A 16,277-nucleotide genomic window follows, 5' to 3' on the forward strand; every position below is an offset into this window, starting at 1 on the left:
ATAATGAGCAATGCAAACACAGCACTAAACTACCTAAAAAACAAAAAAATCGAAGCAACAAAGCGCGGGTATCTGGATGCGAGCTATAAACAAACAGTGAATCATAACTCTATTGTCGAAATCGCACTGAATGATGAAATGGTAGGTAGTGATTTATCTGAAGCATTAGAGCGTGTTATTCCACTGGTAGACACTACGAATTTCATAGGTGAGGGTTTTGATACATTTGATTTTTATGTAAATCATGATGTAACGGATTTCTTGAATCACCGAGGTAATCATTCTCTTTCATGTCATATCATCGAACTCGGCGACGCAGTATACAAATATGAGCATAATCTTGCTTGTCTAATTGAAATCAACGACTTGAATCAATTGTCTAATGAATCTAGAAAACGAGTTCTACATATGATTAGTGCGTTGACGTTGGTTGAAAAGCATGTGAGTGGGATTAAAGATAGTCTTAATAATTTGAAATCAGAGCTTTCATTCAATGATTGGAAAAAGCTCTTACATTTTCTTGATGAGCTGACAGACGATATGATTGAGTATCATATGGAAGTCTGGAATGACGAAATGAGAAAGTTAGAGTCAGAACCCGCTTAACGCGGGTTTTTTATTGACATTAAAAGGTGCCTTTGATTATGTCGTTGGTGTAGGTTTCACAACTCTCATAATAGTTGCACGACTTACATTCATATCCTTAGCGATTCCGCTAATCGAATCGCCATTATCAAATCTTGTTTTAGCGTCTTGTTTTTGACTGTCTGAAAGTAGGGGTGCTCTACCGCCTTTCTTGCCTGTGCGCTCTCTGCCTGATTGCAGTCTATCAACAATGATACTGTGCTCAAGTTCCGCAAATACACCTAGTAATTGGGTCATTGCTTTACGCATAGCGTCGTCGGCTGATGTATCAACTTGACCATCTAGAGTTTTAACCTCTGCGCCTTTTGTTTGAATGCGAGTGATTGCGTCAAGAATGATGTTAAGTGAGCGACCTAATCTATCTAGTTTGGTTACAACAACCGTGTCACCGTCTCTAACATAATCAATCAACTCATCTAGCTTAATTTTGTTGTCGTCCGACTTTCCCGATTGTTTGCCGTGAAAGATGCGAATACAACCAGCCTCGGTTAATGCGTCTAGTTGTGCGTCTAGATTTTGGTCTTGTGTGCTGACCCTTGCGAATCCTATAAAACTCATTCTTAAACCCTGTTCAATACTTTGTAGTTATGAACATAAAGCCTATAGGTGTTCATAACTTTGGTAAAGTAATTTATGAGCATGTTCAGATTCAAATTAGAGTTATGAACATAGACTGCAAGGGCTTCACTGCAATCGTACTGATAAATACTAGTGTGATTTGGGATTCGTCACCCGTCACAATCTCTAGTGCCGCCCCCCCTCGCTTAAAAGCGGGTCGGCAGTCTTTTTCGTTTATCAGTTTTAATCTTGTTTTAGCCCCGACTTAGTCAGTCGGGGCTTTTTTGTATCTGAAATCTGAAAATGTTGAATTTTTAACACACTAAATAGAGGTATAGAGCGGAATGACATCTAGCTCAATGGTTGGCACCGTCCCAGTTCCTTATTGCGAATCGGTGCATAAATTTGAGTGACGCGGTCTGATTCACCGCGTCTTTTAGCAGGATAAGAACAATGACAGACAGAAAAGAATACATGGCAGATTATTATGAACAGAACAAAACGCGGTTGCTTGAGAAGGCAAAAGAAGCTCACCAGAAAGCAGTCGCAAGCAAGACGTTTGGCGCACTGGTTAGCGAACTAACAGATTCTCGCATCAAACTAGAGGCAGCAATGCTTCAAAGCGTTTTACAAGACCTTGATATCAAGCCTGACCATATCGCGCTTTTGTGGAAAGAATACCGAAAGAAAACAAACGCATACGTTGTTATGTCAAACATTGATGACCACAAGCAGCCGTTCATTGATTGGATGGAGTCACGATAATGGCAGCGTTAAGAGAGCTACAGAAAGTAGCGAAACTATGGAAATGCAAAGTTCAGTTCAATGAGAAAGAACAGCTACATTTCATTCAGAAAGATGACCATTTCTTTATTGAATCTAAGAACGAAATCCTTATCTGGTCTAAAGGCGATGGTTTTCATTCAAAGGTTGATGCGCGTGATTTTCATACGGCTGTTAAGCGTTATCGTGAAGAAGTTGAAACCACACGACCAAAACCAACAGAGAGTGCCAACGAGTTATTCAATCAATTAAAGGGGTGATACATGCTGAACAAATTTGCCGAGCAAAACGAGATTGCAAGGAAAGAGAATGTTGATGATTTTATGATGCCTGATGAGCTTAAGAAAGCATTCAAAGACTTTGTTCAAGTGTGTATCGAATATCGAGTTTGTAAGGCTAAGAACGGTCGAGGCGATAGTCCTGATTTCATCACATCACTGATGGCTGACAAGTTAGTAACCCTTACTAATCTGACAGGGCTATCAAACAAGGTTTCAACCACACTGGCACGTGAGGTCGTGATTGACCATTTTAATCAACTAGCAGAACAGCAAGCCAAACAAATGAACGAATATGAAAGAGGGATTTTTTGATGAAAGTTTTAAAAGAGGGTGAGTTTAGCCCAAGTCATACAGACGTTGTTTTTATGAATCGTCAAAGTGCTACAGAGCGCGATATGACAAAGGCGATTGCCCGTTTCAGTAAAGCTAATTCTGAAATCGCATTTCTTGAAGATAAAGGGATTGGTACAAAATACCGCGCATTGTTTAATTCGGGCTTTGGGTTGCATCTTGAGTCTGTGAATGGCGCGTTATACGTCGCTGATATTAATGATGTTATGAAAAGCTTAAATGAACACGCAAATGACTATGAATTGAGTGCATTAAACGAAAGTATCGATACGGTCGTGTATGTGTCGTTTGATGAGTTCTGTAATTCATTGAATGAGAGAGCGACTGATGTCGTGCTTGATTTGGATTTCACGCACAAAGACTTAGGCCATACATATGTTGTTGGTCATGTTTCGACTGGCGGAGATTTCACACTACGACCTGAGATAGCAAACCTTATTAGTTCTGATTTTACTATCGTTCAAAATGATGGTGATGAGCCGTCTTTTGATATCGATTTGGCAACGCTCTCAGTGGGCGAAGTCGTTAACATTATCAAGTTCTTACGTCAGGCTGATTTGAATGAAAGTAGTGAAAGTGTACAGGTTGACGCGTTGGCAGAGGTTCAAAAGCTTTTGAGCAGCCTACGAGTTAGTAAGTGTCACGGCGATGGTGATGCAGTTCAAACAACACTAGATGAATTAAACACGATTCTAGATTCATACAATGATGCTAATCCACCAGCCAAGGGTGTTGAGTCTGTTAAGAATGAAATCAAGAAAATCACTAAAGACCGTGACATTGTCACCGAAAGTCTTTCATGGTTACGTAAAGCGGGGTGGTAAATGAGTAAGTTGATAACTGCCTGCTTTGTATTCGGCTTGGTTTTGGGCTTGATGTTAGTTCTAATTTAAAAGGAGTTTAAAATGAAAATGATTATTAAAAACACAACGACAGGCACCGCGTGGAATCTGCCTGACGGAACAAAGATGCCGAAAGGTCAGTATGCTGATTTGTCTTATGTTGAGACTTTATCGGATGAGCTAAAAGCTGATATTAAACGCGACATGAAATCGAATGATTCAAGGCTTTATATGAATGAGCACTTTGATATGAAGCATGTTTTCATTATTGAAAAGCAAAGTGTGTATACCAAGGATGCTATTGATATCAGTGGTATTGAATGGGATGAAAACATGATTGACGCATTCCAACAATCGCATGGACGCCAACCGACCGCTGATGAACTGGATGGGAAAGCTAGTATTGGATGGACGCGTAATATGGTTGACGCGCTACCGTCTCGCTGCAAAGACGTTGGACGCAAGGCCAAGCGCAAGGCAGGTGTGTGATGCTAGATTCAGAAAGGGCAAAAGAGTTACAAAAACTATCAGCAGAAAAACGAACAGAGAATGCATTAGCTCGCCGTGCTTTCAATGATGCGTTAACCAAAGAGCCGGAGCTTATCGCAAAGTTGATTGGCTCAAACTCTGAGCAGTTAGCTAGTACCAAGTTGGGCGGTGAATGGTTGTTAAATTCAGCTCAAGAAATCCTTGTTCAATCCATTCTCGAACAGCAAAAGCAAGCGCATAAACTTGAGCTTGAACAGCTAAAATCTGACTTGAAAAGCACTGATGTGCTAGAAATCAAAACCCATCCAGATTTGAATAACTCAAACCGTGTTTGGAACTTTGATGACCTTATCAATACATACGTAATGAGCAATACAAGCAGTAGGCAGCTACTGGCCTTGTTTAGTCAGAACAAATCAGATGAGCCACCAGTTGATGAGCAAAACCGCTTACTATCCATCTGGCAAGCTTTTAACGGGAATTAATCATGGATGAAAAACCAGAATCTAGTATTCCTGATGTGCTAGAAAAGCATGTATATGTTGATGTTGAGCGAAAAGATATAGAGCAAGAGATTGTTTTTATCGGCACGATTAACGATATACTTAAAAAGTACGGTACTGCCGAGCAAAGTAAGGAGCGGGATAAATGGAAGTCTTGATAATCTTATGCTGTCTTATCAATCCCGTGCCTGATGGCAATATCGAAAATTCAATCATCATAGGCAGCTTTAACAACACGGATTTTAAAGTCAAGCCTGTGTGCTACGTGGTTGACGATGAAAAGCAGTGTGATAGTGAAAAGCCGACCCGTTAAAAGGCCGGCTTTTTGTTGTGAGAGCAAAGGCGAGTTTCTTACTCTGAGCCTTGTTGGGTTGCGTCATTAAATGATGTATCAATGACTTCCATAAAGTCTTTTGGCAGCTCTACTGCTCCTATTAGGTATTGCGCCATTAATGATGTAAATTGTCTAATACGATTGCTAGAGGATATAACTTTTGCAGCATATGAATTCTTTTGTGGCGTGGTGCTGATAATTGGCATGAATGCGAATTCACGAATTGGATTTATGCATTTTTGAATGTCAGCTGGAGAGTCGAGCAGATTTCTTGATAACTCAATAAAGCCGTTCCAATTGTTCATTTTTAGCTCAGACTCAATGCCTGCACTTATTGCTTTCGCGTCCGTTTGTGCGCTGTAAGCGTTTTGGAGCTTGTTTCTAAGGACAAAGCTATCTCTACCGCCCCACATGTAATACTTCAAGATTTTTTCAAAGGCATCAATATCAGAATCAAAGTCGACGACATTCCTTAAGTCATGAACAACTTGAGCCATTAGGTACGCGAAAATAGACAAGGCATAGTAGAAAATTGCTTGGTGCTTTGGTTTTTGAGGGTCAAACTCGCCTTTTACTTTCTTTAGGGCAATTGTGAATTTGCGAATGCCACGAACGCAATCTTGCTCTAGTGGTATATCGTTACATAAAAAGTTAAGAAATTGCTCAAGAGGTTGGTTTCCTCTTGCGCTTTCTTCTAGCTTAATCCAGCTATTAATATTAGTGCTATAACAATAGTCAATATTAAAGTCGATAGAGCAAGAGCTTGCATAATTATTGAATTGATTATCGTCAAATAGGTGAACTCCTATTTGCTTCGCAGATAAGCGGTGTGCCTCTGAAGCTTTCCTTTTTAATATAATAAAGGCTTCATTACATCCTGTGAAATTCATTAACCCTGACGCCCAAAATGCTCGATTTATCGGACTTTGACTTTTTAGTGTCTTACAGTCAAAAATCACCTTTCTCGGCTGACCCGCGGAGTCGACTTTGACCCCTAAAGCATCAATGTCAGTTATGACTGTGGATGTGTCCGATAGCTCTCGGAAATTACTGACATTCACCTCTAGAAAGGGGATTAAATCATTGACTAGGCAAAATCTTATAGCCATTTCTTTTTGGTGAATGTCTTTATCGAACCTAGCCATTATACGTCCAACCCTAAGAGTAGTTGTTCAAATTGCTCATTTGCTTCGTGATTAATCGATATGCTTTCACGCTTTTTTAGTTCTGCGGATGAAATGATTGATTGAATATAAGTTTCATCTTTGGATAGCGCTAGTTGTGCTTCTTTGTGAACATCTAAGTTAGCTAATTCACCCGTTCGAAGCAAATTAATTGCCAAATCAAGAGCTTCTATGTTTTCTTCTGTTCGGTTAAGGACGAACTGATATCTATCGCCATTAATTTGTTTCAGTGAACCCACCTTTAAGAAAACTAGGTTTCTGTACTGACTTTCTGCTTCAGAGCTAGAGCCGATGCAGCCTCTATCGCGAAGTGTTTCAAGGATTCGTACTGGCATTTTGATTTTAAACTTTTCTGCTAACAGCTGGCCTTTTCGAACGCATGAGACAAGTGCCATTGCTCGTTCATAAATTTCGCGGTTCATTGTGTCTAGTCGCGCGTTTCCAGGCCTTGGTGTGAAAATGAATGTCTCAGAAGTATCTTTAAACTTGATGGAGGGCGGCTTGAGTATGCCCTCAGTGCACAATTGAACTAACAAGTGTTTTTGTGTGTCGGTTAGCTTTTTACCACCTAGCTCTGCGCGAGTCTGGATTAAAGAGAGAGGCCAGCCTTGGTTGTCTTTAATTACTTGTAGAACAACAGAAATGTCGTCCGCACCAGACTTGGCTGACATGTCCACCAATCCGTCTAAATTGTCAGCAAAATAGAACGGGCTGGCTAAGAAGTCTTTACCACGGGTTCGATACTCTTTGAAGTAATGACCGTGATTGCCGATTTCAACACACCGCTTCATGAGTTTCGCATCTATGCCAGTGGAGGAAATGATACGGTCTCTATTTTCTGGTTTGTTTTGAAGGGCAGATAGGATAACTAGAGTGCCTTGCTCATGTTCGTTAAGGTCAGAAAATGTGAAGAAGTCACCAACGCCTTCATATAGGTCTTTAAAGCGCGGTACTTGTGGGATGACCGTTAGAATCTTAATGCCTTTAGTATTGAGGCGAACATATTCAATCTCAGCTAGGATTGATAAAGCTTCCTTGAGGGCTAGGGCGGGTATGTTGAAGTAATGGTCGCTTACTTTGCGTAAAATTTCATAGTTAACTTCTGGCATCCCGCGTAAGTGAATTGCTAGTGTTGCTGCCATCCCCATTGTGCGCAGGGAGTCAAAATCAGGTACGTTTGTATTACCTAGGCCAGATTGGATGTCATATGACAACTCGACTAACTTTCTGCCTTCAAGCATCGATATTACTCCTAACGGTTTTTATTGGATTGAGATAAAACAGAAGCGGCGAATTCTTTTGTTTCGTCGCTGTACTTGTCACTTTGTAGAACTGCGGAGGCTTTGGATTCCATATCCTTGCCAGTCTGCTTGCTTTTGTCTGCTTGTGACATTGCGCTGGCGGCCAGTGACTTCTTAATCTTTGATGCGCTAGGGTCGGAAAGGGTTTGGGCTGCTTTAGATGCAACCTTTTTAGATGTGGTTTTCTTGTTCATTAGAGCCTCCAGTACTGACGATTTAGTAACCATATATTATCTGAGGGCAATCTTGGTTTTTTCAAGAGGGTAAAGGCAAAAAGTTCAACTTCTTCAATTGCTTAAATCGCATTTCTATCAATAGTGATGTTTGAGTTACTGTTACTGGATAGTTAAAGCCCGACTGATTAGGTCGGGCTTTTCTGTTAAAATTCTATACGTTTGCAATCAAAATGATTGATGAGTTCGGGTTCATTGAACTCTCTATAGATTGCTGTCTTATGTTGTTTTGTATAGTGTCGTGTCGTGACAATGCATTCAGCTTTTGTAAAGCCGTACTTTGATACGTCAGCGTCTTTAAAGTCTTGCCATTGCGTTGTTGTAGCTCCTGCTTTCATGATATCAGCGCGTTTCCATTCATAAACATTACCCTGTAACAAATTAAAGAATTCTTGTTCTAAATCCCTTACATGGCGTTTACGTTCGATTGCTAAAAATGGGTTTGTAACGTCTTCAAAGTAGAGGTCTAAAGAATCTAGTTCTGACTCTGTAACCCAATTCACAAGCTCTGGCGTGCTGTCTCTTACCTGTTTGATGGTTTCTTCGTCATGAACCTTGATAGGTACGTAGTAACGGTCTTGCACACGCTTGCCGTCTTTTCTACGTAGAAGATATAGGTATGATATAGAGCCATCTAACATCTCAATAGTAATCATGTGGCGATGGTCGATAGTGATACGCTTTAGAATGAGTTTTAAAACGTCTTTGATTTCTTGCTTTAACTCATTGTCGCCATGCACGTATTCAGTGATTTTATCTTGTTGGGCTTTGTAGTCTGCCATTGCATCACGAAAGCTAGTGATTGCGTCATAGTCAATGGCACAAGATGCTGTTTTGTTTTTCTCTACTTCAATCTTATTCTGAATGTCGTCTAGTTCTGATTTCAGCTGGTGGATAACATTCACGGCATTCTCGCCTGCGCTATCACCTAGTATCATATATCGTTCAACGGCACTTTCATGCTGTTTCTTTTTCTCGCTAAATTCTAGTTCTAGCCCATCAACAACGGTCGTATCTGTGCTATCAACGTTGAAAATGTGTATATCGATAGCATTTAGTACAATGTTGTCGATGATGTCTTGGCGTAGTGGCTGATAGCATTTTTCTAGCTTGTTAATGCAAGAGTAATAATTGATATCTTGTTTGGTATTTCTCGCTATACCTACAGACGAGTTGCAGCAACCACAGTAAAGCTTTTGCATACCTGCCAAGATACTTACATGTTTACGTTGTGCGTTACTTTCCTTTGTTAGTCGGTCTTTAATGGCTCTTACTTTGTAGTACTCATTTTCAGTAGCTAGGGCAGGGTAATAACCTTTTAAGGTATGCTTTTTTCTTTGGTGGGTGATATGCAAGTCACCGAAAACAGTGTGACTTCTGAACATCTTGCCAACCGCTGAATAACTAAGCTCTAGACCTTGTTCTAACGCGAACTTTTGCAAACGAGCTACGCCATAACCTAGCATCGCTTTTTCAAACATGACTCTAGCCAAAGCAAAGTGCTTACCTTTCTGAATCACGCGGTTATCGATTTCTATCCAGAAAGGGTGGCGACCAATACCGATGTCATAAGCCGTGCCGTTATCTGGCTTTTCGTTTGATAAGAATTGTTGTATGCGGTGGGCAGCATATGTATTAGTTAAATGACTTTTCTTGGCAGATTCTTCATTAGCTGTATTAAATGCTAGTGTTGCAAGTATATGTGCTATTTGGTCGTCTGGTTCGTAAAGTCGGTCGTCCATTGTTGTATGGATAAGTACGCCAGCTTCCATGATTTTGTTATAAATGGTCATAGCGCCAGTTAGCCGTAAGCGGGATAACCTATCCAAATGCCGAACAACTATGATGTCACCTTTTTTTATTACACCTCTTTCTATATCGGTAAGTAAGCGACCTAATTCACCGTGTGATACGTTTTTACCTTTGTAAGATGATACGCCTTCATCATTGTAAATGAGGTCTGAAACTGTAGTGTCGTACTTATTTTCGAGGTCTTTTAGTAGCTTACTATCACCTTGCAAGCTCATGGATAGACCATCTAATTGCTTGCCAGAACTGACTCGCGCGTAAGGTATCAGTGCCATTTTTAGTCCTTTTGGGTGTTATGTAAGGATTGTACACTGAAATTAAAAGGCTATATAGGAGAGTAGTTAGCTTTTGGTGACGCTAAAAAGAGTTGTCTAAGTATCTTAGAACATCTATAGAGATCACCTCTAAACAATATGTAACAACTCGATAAGGAGCTCATTTGAGCTCCTTTTTTTATCTTACGAAAGCGACTCTATGTGTGATCTCAGTTGATACGAAGTTGACGAAGCCTGATGCAAAACTTGTCGCAATTGAGGTTTGGCTTGCCAATCAGCCTACTAGTACGTATGTACAATGTGGCCGTAATATATTGGCCTTTATCTCTGTAGCTCGCCATTCTCAAAGTTTTTCATGCGGTTAAAAATTTATCTTTGATAGCGAATGGTATATATTTGGTTGATCTATATGAATTTGCGTTGGTTTGTGATCATCAAAAGAACATTTACTCTTCTTATCGCTACGTTGTCTGTGTCTGCAAACGCATTTGCTGACTCTTTACCTGAGCGTATCGATAATTTCACCAAGCTCTTTGATCATGAAACGGCAATCGAATCTTACGATATTCGAGTGCTACAGGCTGATTATCCAACACGTTTGATCATGCCGTCTTCTATGCTGCCACAAACAGCAGAGTACCCGTTAAAAGACATTCAGCGCTTGTACCAGTTATCAAAAACCTGTAGTGGTAAACTGCCGTTAAGCCCTTTGATTACTGAGCCTTTAGTTTTTACTCGTGCAATGTGTAAAGGCACCAAGCTTTCTGACCGTTGGTTTAGCCGTAGTGGTTTGATTCACCCTGGCGGCGGTTCTTATGCGGCACGATACGTTGAGAAGTACCCAGAAAAATTCGACTCTCTGAAGCGCTTTATGCATATTCAAGAGCGACCAAACACCGAACACGATGAACTACTGTCTCGCTTGCAACAAATGGATAGCGAAGCAATCACCGCGCTGTTAGCGGGTGCCAGTATGTTTGTTGAGCTTGATGAGATGTGGGTAAAACGCGGCGACAGATATTACCTGTATAAAAAATCAGTCTGGAACGAAAATGCCACGCTTGCTGGGTTATCGTTTAGCTTGTCTTCAGAAGGTAAAAGCTGTTTTGTCCAGCGTGGTAATGTGTGTTGGGAAATAGAAGATCATTCAGAGCTTCTGCAAGTCGCCATGTTTATCTTGGTTATTGCCAACATCATGCTTGTCTTAGGTTGGGCGATTTACCGCTGGAACAGCAAGAAACAAGAGATGAAGAGTCGCATGCTGGTTCTTCAAATCCTAACGCACGAATTAAGAACGCCGATTGCGAGTTTGTCATTGACGGTGGAAGGGTTCAGGCGTGAGTTCGAACACTTACCAGAATCGGTATATGATGAGTTCCGTAGGCTGTGTGAAGATACACGCCGTTTAAGACAGTTGGCGGAAGCAAGTAAAGATTACCTGCAATCAGATAATCAACCGCTCGCAACAGAGTGGGTGCCAAGTGTTGAAGAGTGGCTCCAATACAAAGTTGAAGAAGACTTTGCGCCGGGGATTGAACTCCGTGTAAACAAAGATATAGCTGCAAAAGTGAACGTATATTGGTTGGGAACGTGCATCGATAACCTAATCAGAAATGCCGTGAAATACGGTGTGGCTCCAGTAATTCTAGAACTGAATACTTCTGACAAGAAGCTGACATTCAAAGTTATAGATAATGGAGACTTGTCTCGCAAAGATTGGGGGCAACTAAGAAAGCCATTCGTAAGTAAGAGTGGACTCGGTTTAGGTCTGACGATAGTGGAATCTATGGTTGGAAAAATGGGCGGTCACATGACGCTTATCGGCCCCCCAACAACATTTATTTTGGAGATACCTTGTGAAACAGACATTGCTTCTCGTTGAAGATGATAAAAATTTAGCTGACGGTTTATTAGTTAGCCTTGAGCAAGCTGGATATGAATGTTTGCATGCAGAACTGATCTCTGAAGTTGAAGGCTACTGGGAACAAGCGGATCTAGTGATTCTAGACCGTCAACTTCCTGATGGCGACTCAGTAGATTCACTTCCAGGTTGGAAGAAAAAGAAAGATATCCCAGTTATTTTGCTGACGGCTCTCGTGACAGTAAAAGACAAAGTAGCGGGCCTAGATTCAGGTGCAAACGACTACTTAACAAAGCCATTCGCAGAGGCTGAGCTATTTGCTCGAATTCGTGCTCAACTTCGCCTGCCAGATTCTGAAGAACAAGATGCATCAAAAGTTATCGCTCAGAATCTTGTTATCGATAAAGCGACACGTGAAGTGTTTTTCAATGAACAGGAAGTAACGTTAACGCGCACTGAATTTGACCTTCTACTGTTCTTGGCAAGTAACCTTGGACGTGTGTTTACACGTGATGAACTGCTTGACCATGTATGGGGTTACAACCATTTCCCAACAACACGTACGGTAGACACGCACGTTCTGCAACTAAGACAGAAACTGCCGGGTCTAGAAATTGAAACGCTGCGTGGCGTTGGTTACAAGATGAAAGCGTAATGAGAATAGCCTTACTTCCACTATTAATGTTTTCTTGCGTAGCGAATACCGCGCAAGCAACGGATTGGTTTAAGAGCAGCGATGCTCTGACTCAAGTTCATAAACATCTGCTAGATAATGATTTACCTCAGATGTTTGACTCATTAGTGGAAGTTTGGCAAATCAACTCGTCTCAATCACGAGAAGATCACCTCAATGAACTGTTCGATCAAGCATTGAACAAAGATTGTGGTAAAACTCTCACCAGAAAAACACTCCCAGATTGGATTAGTTCAGTCGTCGTTAAAAGACACATCATTCAAAGCCCTGGCCGAGATACCTTTCGTGTATCGATTAATGTTGAATCCGAAAACAACATTCAAGACATTACCTTCGAGAAGTGGGTCGATAAGATCGTTTCTTCGGACAGTGAGTTAACCAAAGACAGTGAAGTGGTTAACAACGCATCGGTGAGTCTATACCGCAAGCGTTACAATTTAGCCTCTCAACTTGAATCCGGTTTATACCGTTTAAGCGTTAAAGGTGATGGCGGAAAGTCTTGGAGCACTTGGGTTGTTTTGGGTGAAGTTGCCATGCGTCAACAAGTTCGCTGGGCATCAAAAGACACGTGGCGAATCGATAAAAAAGAACTACTCAATCCTTATTGTCCGCTACCTAAGCTCGAAATCAGTTTGTACGATTACGTTGATGAACACTATGAACAGGTCTGGGGCAAGAGCTACGAATCTGATTATCCAATGAACCTTACTGGTGAAGAACTTCCTAATGATCGCTATGTTTTAGCGGTTTCAATGGTGCATTCACGCTGGCAAGGCGACATAGCGATAGAACAAGCACAAACTATCAGTAAAACTTATGATATTTCTAGCGAAGAAGAGTTAAAGTAATTTAAAATTGTGCCGTTAACTATGTAAGGGATCTAACAAAGATAAACGGCATGAAAAAAACTACAAAACTACTCGCAGCGTCAATTGCATTCGCCAGTCTTCCTCTTTCAGCAGCAAACTACGCCATTGAAGCGCGTGGTGATGCGATGGGTGGTGTTGGTGTTGTTTCAGCAAACTTCCTAACTGCTCCATTCTATAACCCAGCACTTGTTGCGATTTATCGTCGTAATGATGACATGGGAATGATCACGCCAAGTTTTGGCGGTAATTATAATGACCCTAATAACTTAGTTGATGATATCGATAATTTAGTTGACAGCATTGAGTCAGGTACTGTGACTGGTTCTGATCTAGATGCTCTTAATGGTGATAGCCTGAATGTTGATTTAGGTGGTGTTGTAGCATTCGCTCTACCAAATCAGTATATTGCAGCAAACGTATTTGCAAAAGCATACACTGAATCATTTGTAACCCCGGATACATCTAGTGACGCTACTAATAGTGACTTGGTTAATGCTGAGTTAACTGCTGTTAAAGCTGTTTCTATTGGCATTATGGAAGCTGGTATATCATTAGCAAAATATCAAACGTTCATGGGACAACATTTGTCGTTTGGTATTTCTCCAAAACTCCAAAGAATCTATACGTATAACTACATTGCCTCGGCACAAAACTACGATCTAAGTGATGTTCGAGAAAACGACACCGCGGAAACTACATTTAATATTGATGCAGGTGCGCTTTGGTTTTACGGCCCATTTAGAGTGGGTTTTTCTGCAACGAATATTATAGACCGTGAGATTGAAACTAAATCCGTTAGCCAACAGCTAACAAGCAGCACAGGGGCTACAAGAACAGTAACATCGAGTCATTCTTATAACCTGGGGCCTGTCTACACTGTTGGTGCGGGGATCGTTTCTGATTACTTTACGTTGAGTGTTGATTATGATTTGAATGAAGCAGAGAAGTTTACTTCGTTCGAAGACAACGAACAGATGATTCGTGTTGGTACTGAAGTCGACCTGTTACGTCAGCTTAAGCTAAGGGGAGGGTATTACAAGAACCTGGCTTACTCTGATTCAGAAGGAACAGTGACAGCTGGTGTTGGTATCTCGCCATTGAACTTGTTTCAGCTAGATCTAAGTGCTAACTACACGAATGAAAATGCAATGGGTGCATCCATCAATTTCCTTGCTAGTTACTAACAGTCCTTATATAGTTCTGCTCCTAAATAAAGGAGCAGAGCATGCTAAACGACTTACCAACCCTTTCTCACGAAGAACAACAGAAAGCTGTTGAACGAATTCAAGAAATGATGACCCAAGGCATCAGCACAGCACAAGCTATCAAAATCGTTGCTGAGCAAATCCGTGAAGAAATGAGTAATAAAGAAGAGTAGGGCATCAGCCCTTCTTTTTTAATACGATAGTGCACTATAACTAAATATATTACCCTCTAGTATATTATCTCGTACATACCTACTCTTTAGTTTCTCTAAATCCCGACCTGTCCAAACTCTTAAATACTTTTTATTCAACAAGTTACGTCAGAGTAATTAACTTATCAGGCTTTACTTGGCTTTGAGTTGTAATTAAATTACAGCAAGATCTGAAAGTAAAACAATCGCCACTTTAGGTGTCAGTATTTGTGTCACCATGTCTAAATGGCTAAATATATGGTGTTTTTACGGCTAGTGACGTTGTGACTTGTATTTTGAACGGATGAGAATCCATGAATGTTCAGAAGCAGACAAATGAGGATTTTATCTAAAAACAGTGCGAGATAAGTAGCGACGGTAATATTCAAAACCGATACCGCGAATGGCTTACCACCGCTTAGAGCAAGCTTCGTTGCCACATATGTGCTTTACAGAATAAGTATTTAAAAAGCTTACGAGGCGTAAGGTGTTGTGTAGAAGTCGATTAAGGAATGCGGCGCGTATCAATTTGAGAATGCTAAATTGATGTGTTTTCTATTGGGGAATGATAAGTCTAAGCGATAGGACTTGTTAGAAATAGGGTCGCTTTGAGCGCTGTAGTTGTCGTCGTGGTTACGTATGTAGAATCGAAACCTTGACTCCTCTTGACCTTCATATTCTATATTGATGGTGACCGAATCGAACGTTGAGAGATCGAGCCCTTTATTTTGGGTCGATATAACGAACTCAATTTCACAGAAGGGTAAGCTATAGGTTTGTTCAAAGTCACACTGTAACTCAATTCCATCTTCTGACTTATGTAATGAGCCTACGGTGCCACCATCGTAGTCTCTGTCTGTATTTACGCGCGTAGGTTATCTGTCAGGTGTGATGATGTAGTTCTTATCCATGAGCGTATTAAAAGAGATCAACGACACTAGCGTGATTGCTAGGCAAAAATACGCGCCCAGCGACAGATATATGCCTAAATAGCGTTGTTTTTGTTCGGTATTTATACGAAAGGTAACGTTTTAAGGGGATAATAATTTAACTGTGTAAATATACAGTTGTTATTTGGGTTCTTTATTTTGTGTTTCCATAGGACCAAGCTTTACCTGTACAGCTAGCTACAGTGTCACTTTACTTATTGATTACATGTGTCGATAAACATTATAAGCTTTCTAATCTCAGGCGGTAACACCATTGCGACTTCAAAGCAGGCATATCAGTTAGAGAAAACAAGTAAAGAAAAACTAAGCGCAATGGGTTTAAAGTAACTCTTAGGTTTATTACCAAAGCTACCTAAGTCCAATTGAACGTAATTTCAGGGCAAACCGTGATTATGGATCTCCCAAGTATCGGTGTTGTGTACCAGCAATAAGTGTAATGAATCTATGCAAACTGAACACAAAGTACTAACTCTAGAGAGAATCGTTAAGAAGGTTTGAAAAATCTGTGTGCGGGTCTACATAAGACACACGAACTTTATTAGTTGATGGATTTAAACGAGAGCTAAGCATGTGCAGTTGATAAGAAACATTGGTCGCGTGTGTGAAATCTGGAATAGAAACAACAGCAATGCTTACAAGAATTGCACACAGCGCATCGAACCGTTAGTGCAAACAGAGAAGTGGCATATAAGTTAAACCAGACGGACAAAGTTTCGCGTCAATTAGATTTTCTGAATGAAGATTGAATTGTGTAGACGCTGGCCGTACATATAATTATTAGATTTCAAATGCGATAAGAAAACTCTGAACGGCGCAAGAAGCGTGAGAGTCAGTTGGAACAAGGATTTTAAGGACAAAAGATGAGAATACTACCTTTAGAATTAACTACACGTATTATTATGTCAATCCCATTTTAAAA

The 16,277-nt window shown here is 40.7% G+C and carries 18 protein-coding genes and 1 pseudogene; 13 read left to right on the plus strand and 6 right to left on the minus strand.

All coding sequences use genetic code 11. The features are described 5' to 3' along the window. Nucleotides 1-3: 3 nt before the first annotated feature. Nucleotides 4-606 carry a hypothetical protein gene (locus tag AB4512_RS17345; RefSeq protein ID WP_372175243.1) on the plus strand — a complete coding sequence of 201 codons (603 nt, stop codon included), beginning with the start codon at nt 4-6 and terminating at the stop codon, nt 604-606. 36 nt (nt 607-642) lie between these two features. Here AB4512_RS17345 and AB4512_RS17350 read toward each other — a convergent pair whose 3' ends face one another. Next, nucleotides 643-1,203 carry a recombinase family protein gene (locus tag AB4512_RS17350; RefSeq protein ID WP_102277754.1) on the minus strand — a complete coding sequence of 187 codons (561 nt, stop codon included), beginning with the start codon at nt 1,201-1,203 and terminating at the stop codon, nt 643-645. Between the two features lie 453 nt (nt 1,204-1,656). On the opposite strand from AB4512_RS17350, the gene AB4512_RS17355 reads away from it, so the two are divergent. The 7 genes from AB4512_RS17355 (at nt 1,657) to AB4512_RS17385 (ending at nt 4,610) form a co-directional block, all read left to right on the plus strand. Beyond that, nucleotides 1,657-1,968 carry a hypothetical protein gene (locus tag AB4512_RS17355; protein WP_372175244.1) on the plus strand — a complete coding sequence of 104 codons (312 nt, stop codon included), beginning with the start codon at nt 1,657-1,659 and terminating at the stop codon, nt 1,966-1,968. Continuing rightward, entirely contained in the window at nt 1,968-2,246 is a 279-nt protein-coding gene (locus tag AB4512_RS17360; protein WP_371984188.1) for a hypothetical protein, read from the plus strand. Before AB4512_RS17355 ends, AB4512_RS17360 begins: the two co-directional genes overlap by 1 nt. A gap of 3 nt (nt 2,247-2,249) precedes the next feature. Next, nucleotides 2,250-2,579 carry a hypothetical protein gene (locus tag AB4512_RS17365; protein WP_371984187.1) on the plus strand — a complete coding sequence of 110 codons (330 nt, stop codon included), beginning with the start codon at nt 2,250-2,252 and terminating at the stop codon, nt 2,577-2,579. Further along, complete coding sequence (locus tag AB4512_RS17370; protein WP_372175245.1) at nt 2,579-3,442, plus strand: hypothetical protein; 864 nt, start codon at nt 2,579-2,581, stop codon at nt 3,440-3,442. Before AB4512_RS17365 ends, AB4512_RS17370 begins: the two co-directional genes overlap by 1 nt. 81 nt (nt 3,443-3,523) lie before the next feature. Further along, the gene (locus tag AB4512_RS17375) at nt 3,524-3,949 is read left to right on the plus strand and encodes a hypothetical protein (RefSeq protein ID WP_372175246.1); all 426 of its coding nucleotides are present in this window, start codon (nt 3,524-3,526) and stop codon (nt 3,947-3,949) included. After that, entirely contained in the window at nt 3,949-4,434 is a 486-nt protein-coding gene (locus tag AB4512_RS17380) for a hypothetical protein (RefSeq protein ID WP_372175248.1), read from the plus strand. Before AB4512_RS17375 ends, AB4512_RS17380 begins: the two co-directional genes overlap by 1 nt. Nucleotides 4,435-4,436: 2 nt before the next feature. Then, nucleotides 4,437-4,610, plus strand: a complete 174-nt coding sequence (locus tag AB4512_RS17385) for a hypothetical protein (RefSeq protein WP_372175249.1) — start codon at nt 4,437-4,439, stop codon at nt 4,608-4,610. A 193-nt stretch (nt 4,611-4,803) separates the two neighbouring features. Here the strand turns inward: AB4512_RS17385 and AB4512_RS17390 are convergent, their stop codons facing one another. From AB4512_RS17390 to AB4512_RS17405, 4 genes are all read right to left on the minus strand, one after another. Continuing rightward, nucleotides 4,804-5,931: a hypothetical protein gene (locus tag AB4512_RS17390; protein WP_372175250.1), complete on the minus strand. Its 1,128-nt coding sequence runs from the start codon at nt 5,929-5,931 to the stop codon at nt 4,804-4,806. Then, nucleotides 5,931-7,211, minus strand: a complete 1,281-nt coding sequence (locus AB4512_RS17395) for a hypothetical protein (protein WP_372175251.1) — start codon at nt 7,209-7,211, stop codon at nt 5,931-5,933. The genes AB4512_RS17390 and AB4512_RS17395 overlap by 1 nt, the downstream gene beginning before the upstream one ends. 11 nt (nt 7,212-7,222) lie before the next feature. Next, nucleotides 7,223-7,465, minus strand: a complete 243-nt coding sequence (locus AB4512_RS17400) for a hypothetical protein (protein ID WP_372175252.1) — start codon at nt 7,463-7,465, stop codon at nt 7,223-7,225. Between the two features lie 185 nt (nt 7,466-7,650). Continuing rightward, a complete protein-coding gene (locus AB4512_RS17405; protein WP_372175253.1) occupies nt 7,651-9,588 on the minus strand; it encodes a recombinase family protein in 1,938 nt (645 codons plus the stop codon). Between the two features lie 409 nt (nt 9,589-9,997). Here AB4512_RS17405 and vxrA point away from each other — a divergent pair, with 409 nt between their 5' ends. From vxrA to AB4512_RS17430, 5 genes are read left to right on the plus strand one after another with little or no spacing between them, the layout of a single operon-like run. Next, nucleotides 9,998-11,470 (plus strand): sensor histidine kinase VxrA, encoded by a 1,473-nt coding sequence (gene vxrA / locus AB4512_RS17410; RefSeq protein ID WP_017065947.1) that lies wholly within the window; start codon nt 9,998-10,000, stop codon nt 11,468-11,470. Continuing rightward, complete coding sequence (vxrB, locus tag AB4512_RS17415) at nt 11,445-12,104, plus strand: response regulator transcription factor VxrB (RefSeq protein WP_017060099.1); 660 nt, start codon at nt 11,445-11,447, stop codon at nt 12,102-12,104. Before vxrA ends, vxrB begins: the two co-directional genes overlap by 26 nt. Next, complete coding sequence (locus AB4512_RS17420) at nt 12,104-12,991, plus strand: DUF2861 family protein (RefSeq protein ID WP_372175254.1); 888 nt, start codon at nt 12,104-12,106, stop codon at nt 12,989-12,991. Before vxrB ends, AB4512_RS17420 begins: the two co-directional genes overlap by 1 nt. 50 nt (nt 12,992-13,041) lie before the next feature. After that, a complete protein-coding gene (locus AB4512_RS17425; RefSeq protein ID WP_065584953.1) occupies nt 13,042-14,196 on the plus strand; it encodes a conjugal transfer protein TraF in 1,155 nt (384 codons plus the stop codon). 41 nt (nt 14,197-14,237) lie between these two features. Continuing rightward, entirely contained in the window at nt 14,238-14,390 is a 153-nt protein-coding gene (locus AB4512_RS17430) for a YoaH family protein (RefSeq protein WP_004731009.1), read from the plus strand. A 545-nt stretch (nt 14,391-14,935) separates the two neighbouring features. Here AB4512_RS17430 and AB4512_RS17435 read toward each other — a convergent pair. Further along, nucleotides 14,936-15,424 (minus strand): annotated as a pseudogene (locus AB4512_RS17435) (GGDEF domain-containing protein); the annotation flags it as partial. Nucleotides 15,425-16,277: the final 853 nt, after the last annotated feature.

This window comes from Vibrio sp. 10N.222.52.B7, from assembly GCF_041474275.1.
Lineage (GTDB): Bacteria > Pseudomonadota > Gammaproteobacteria > Enterobacterales > Vibrionaceae > Vibrio > Vibrio crassostreae_C.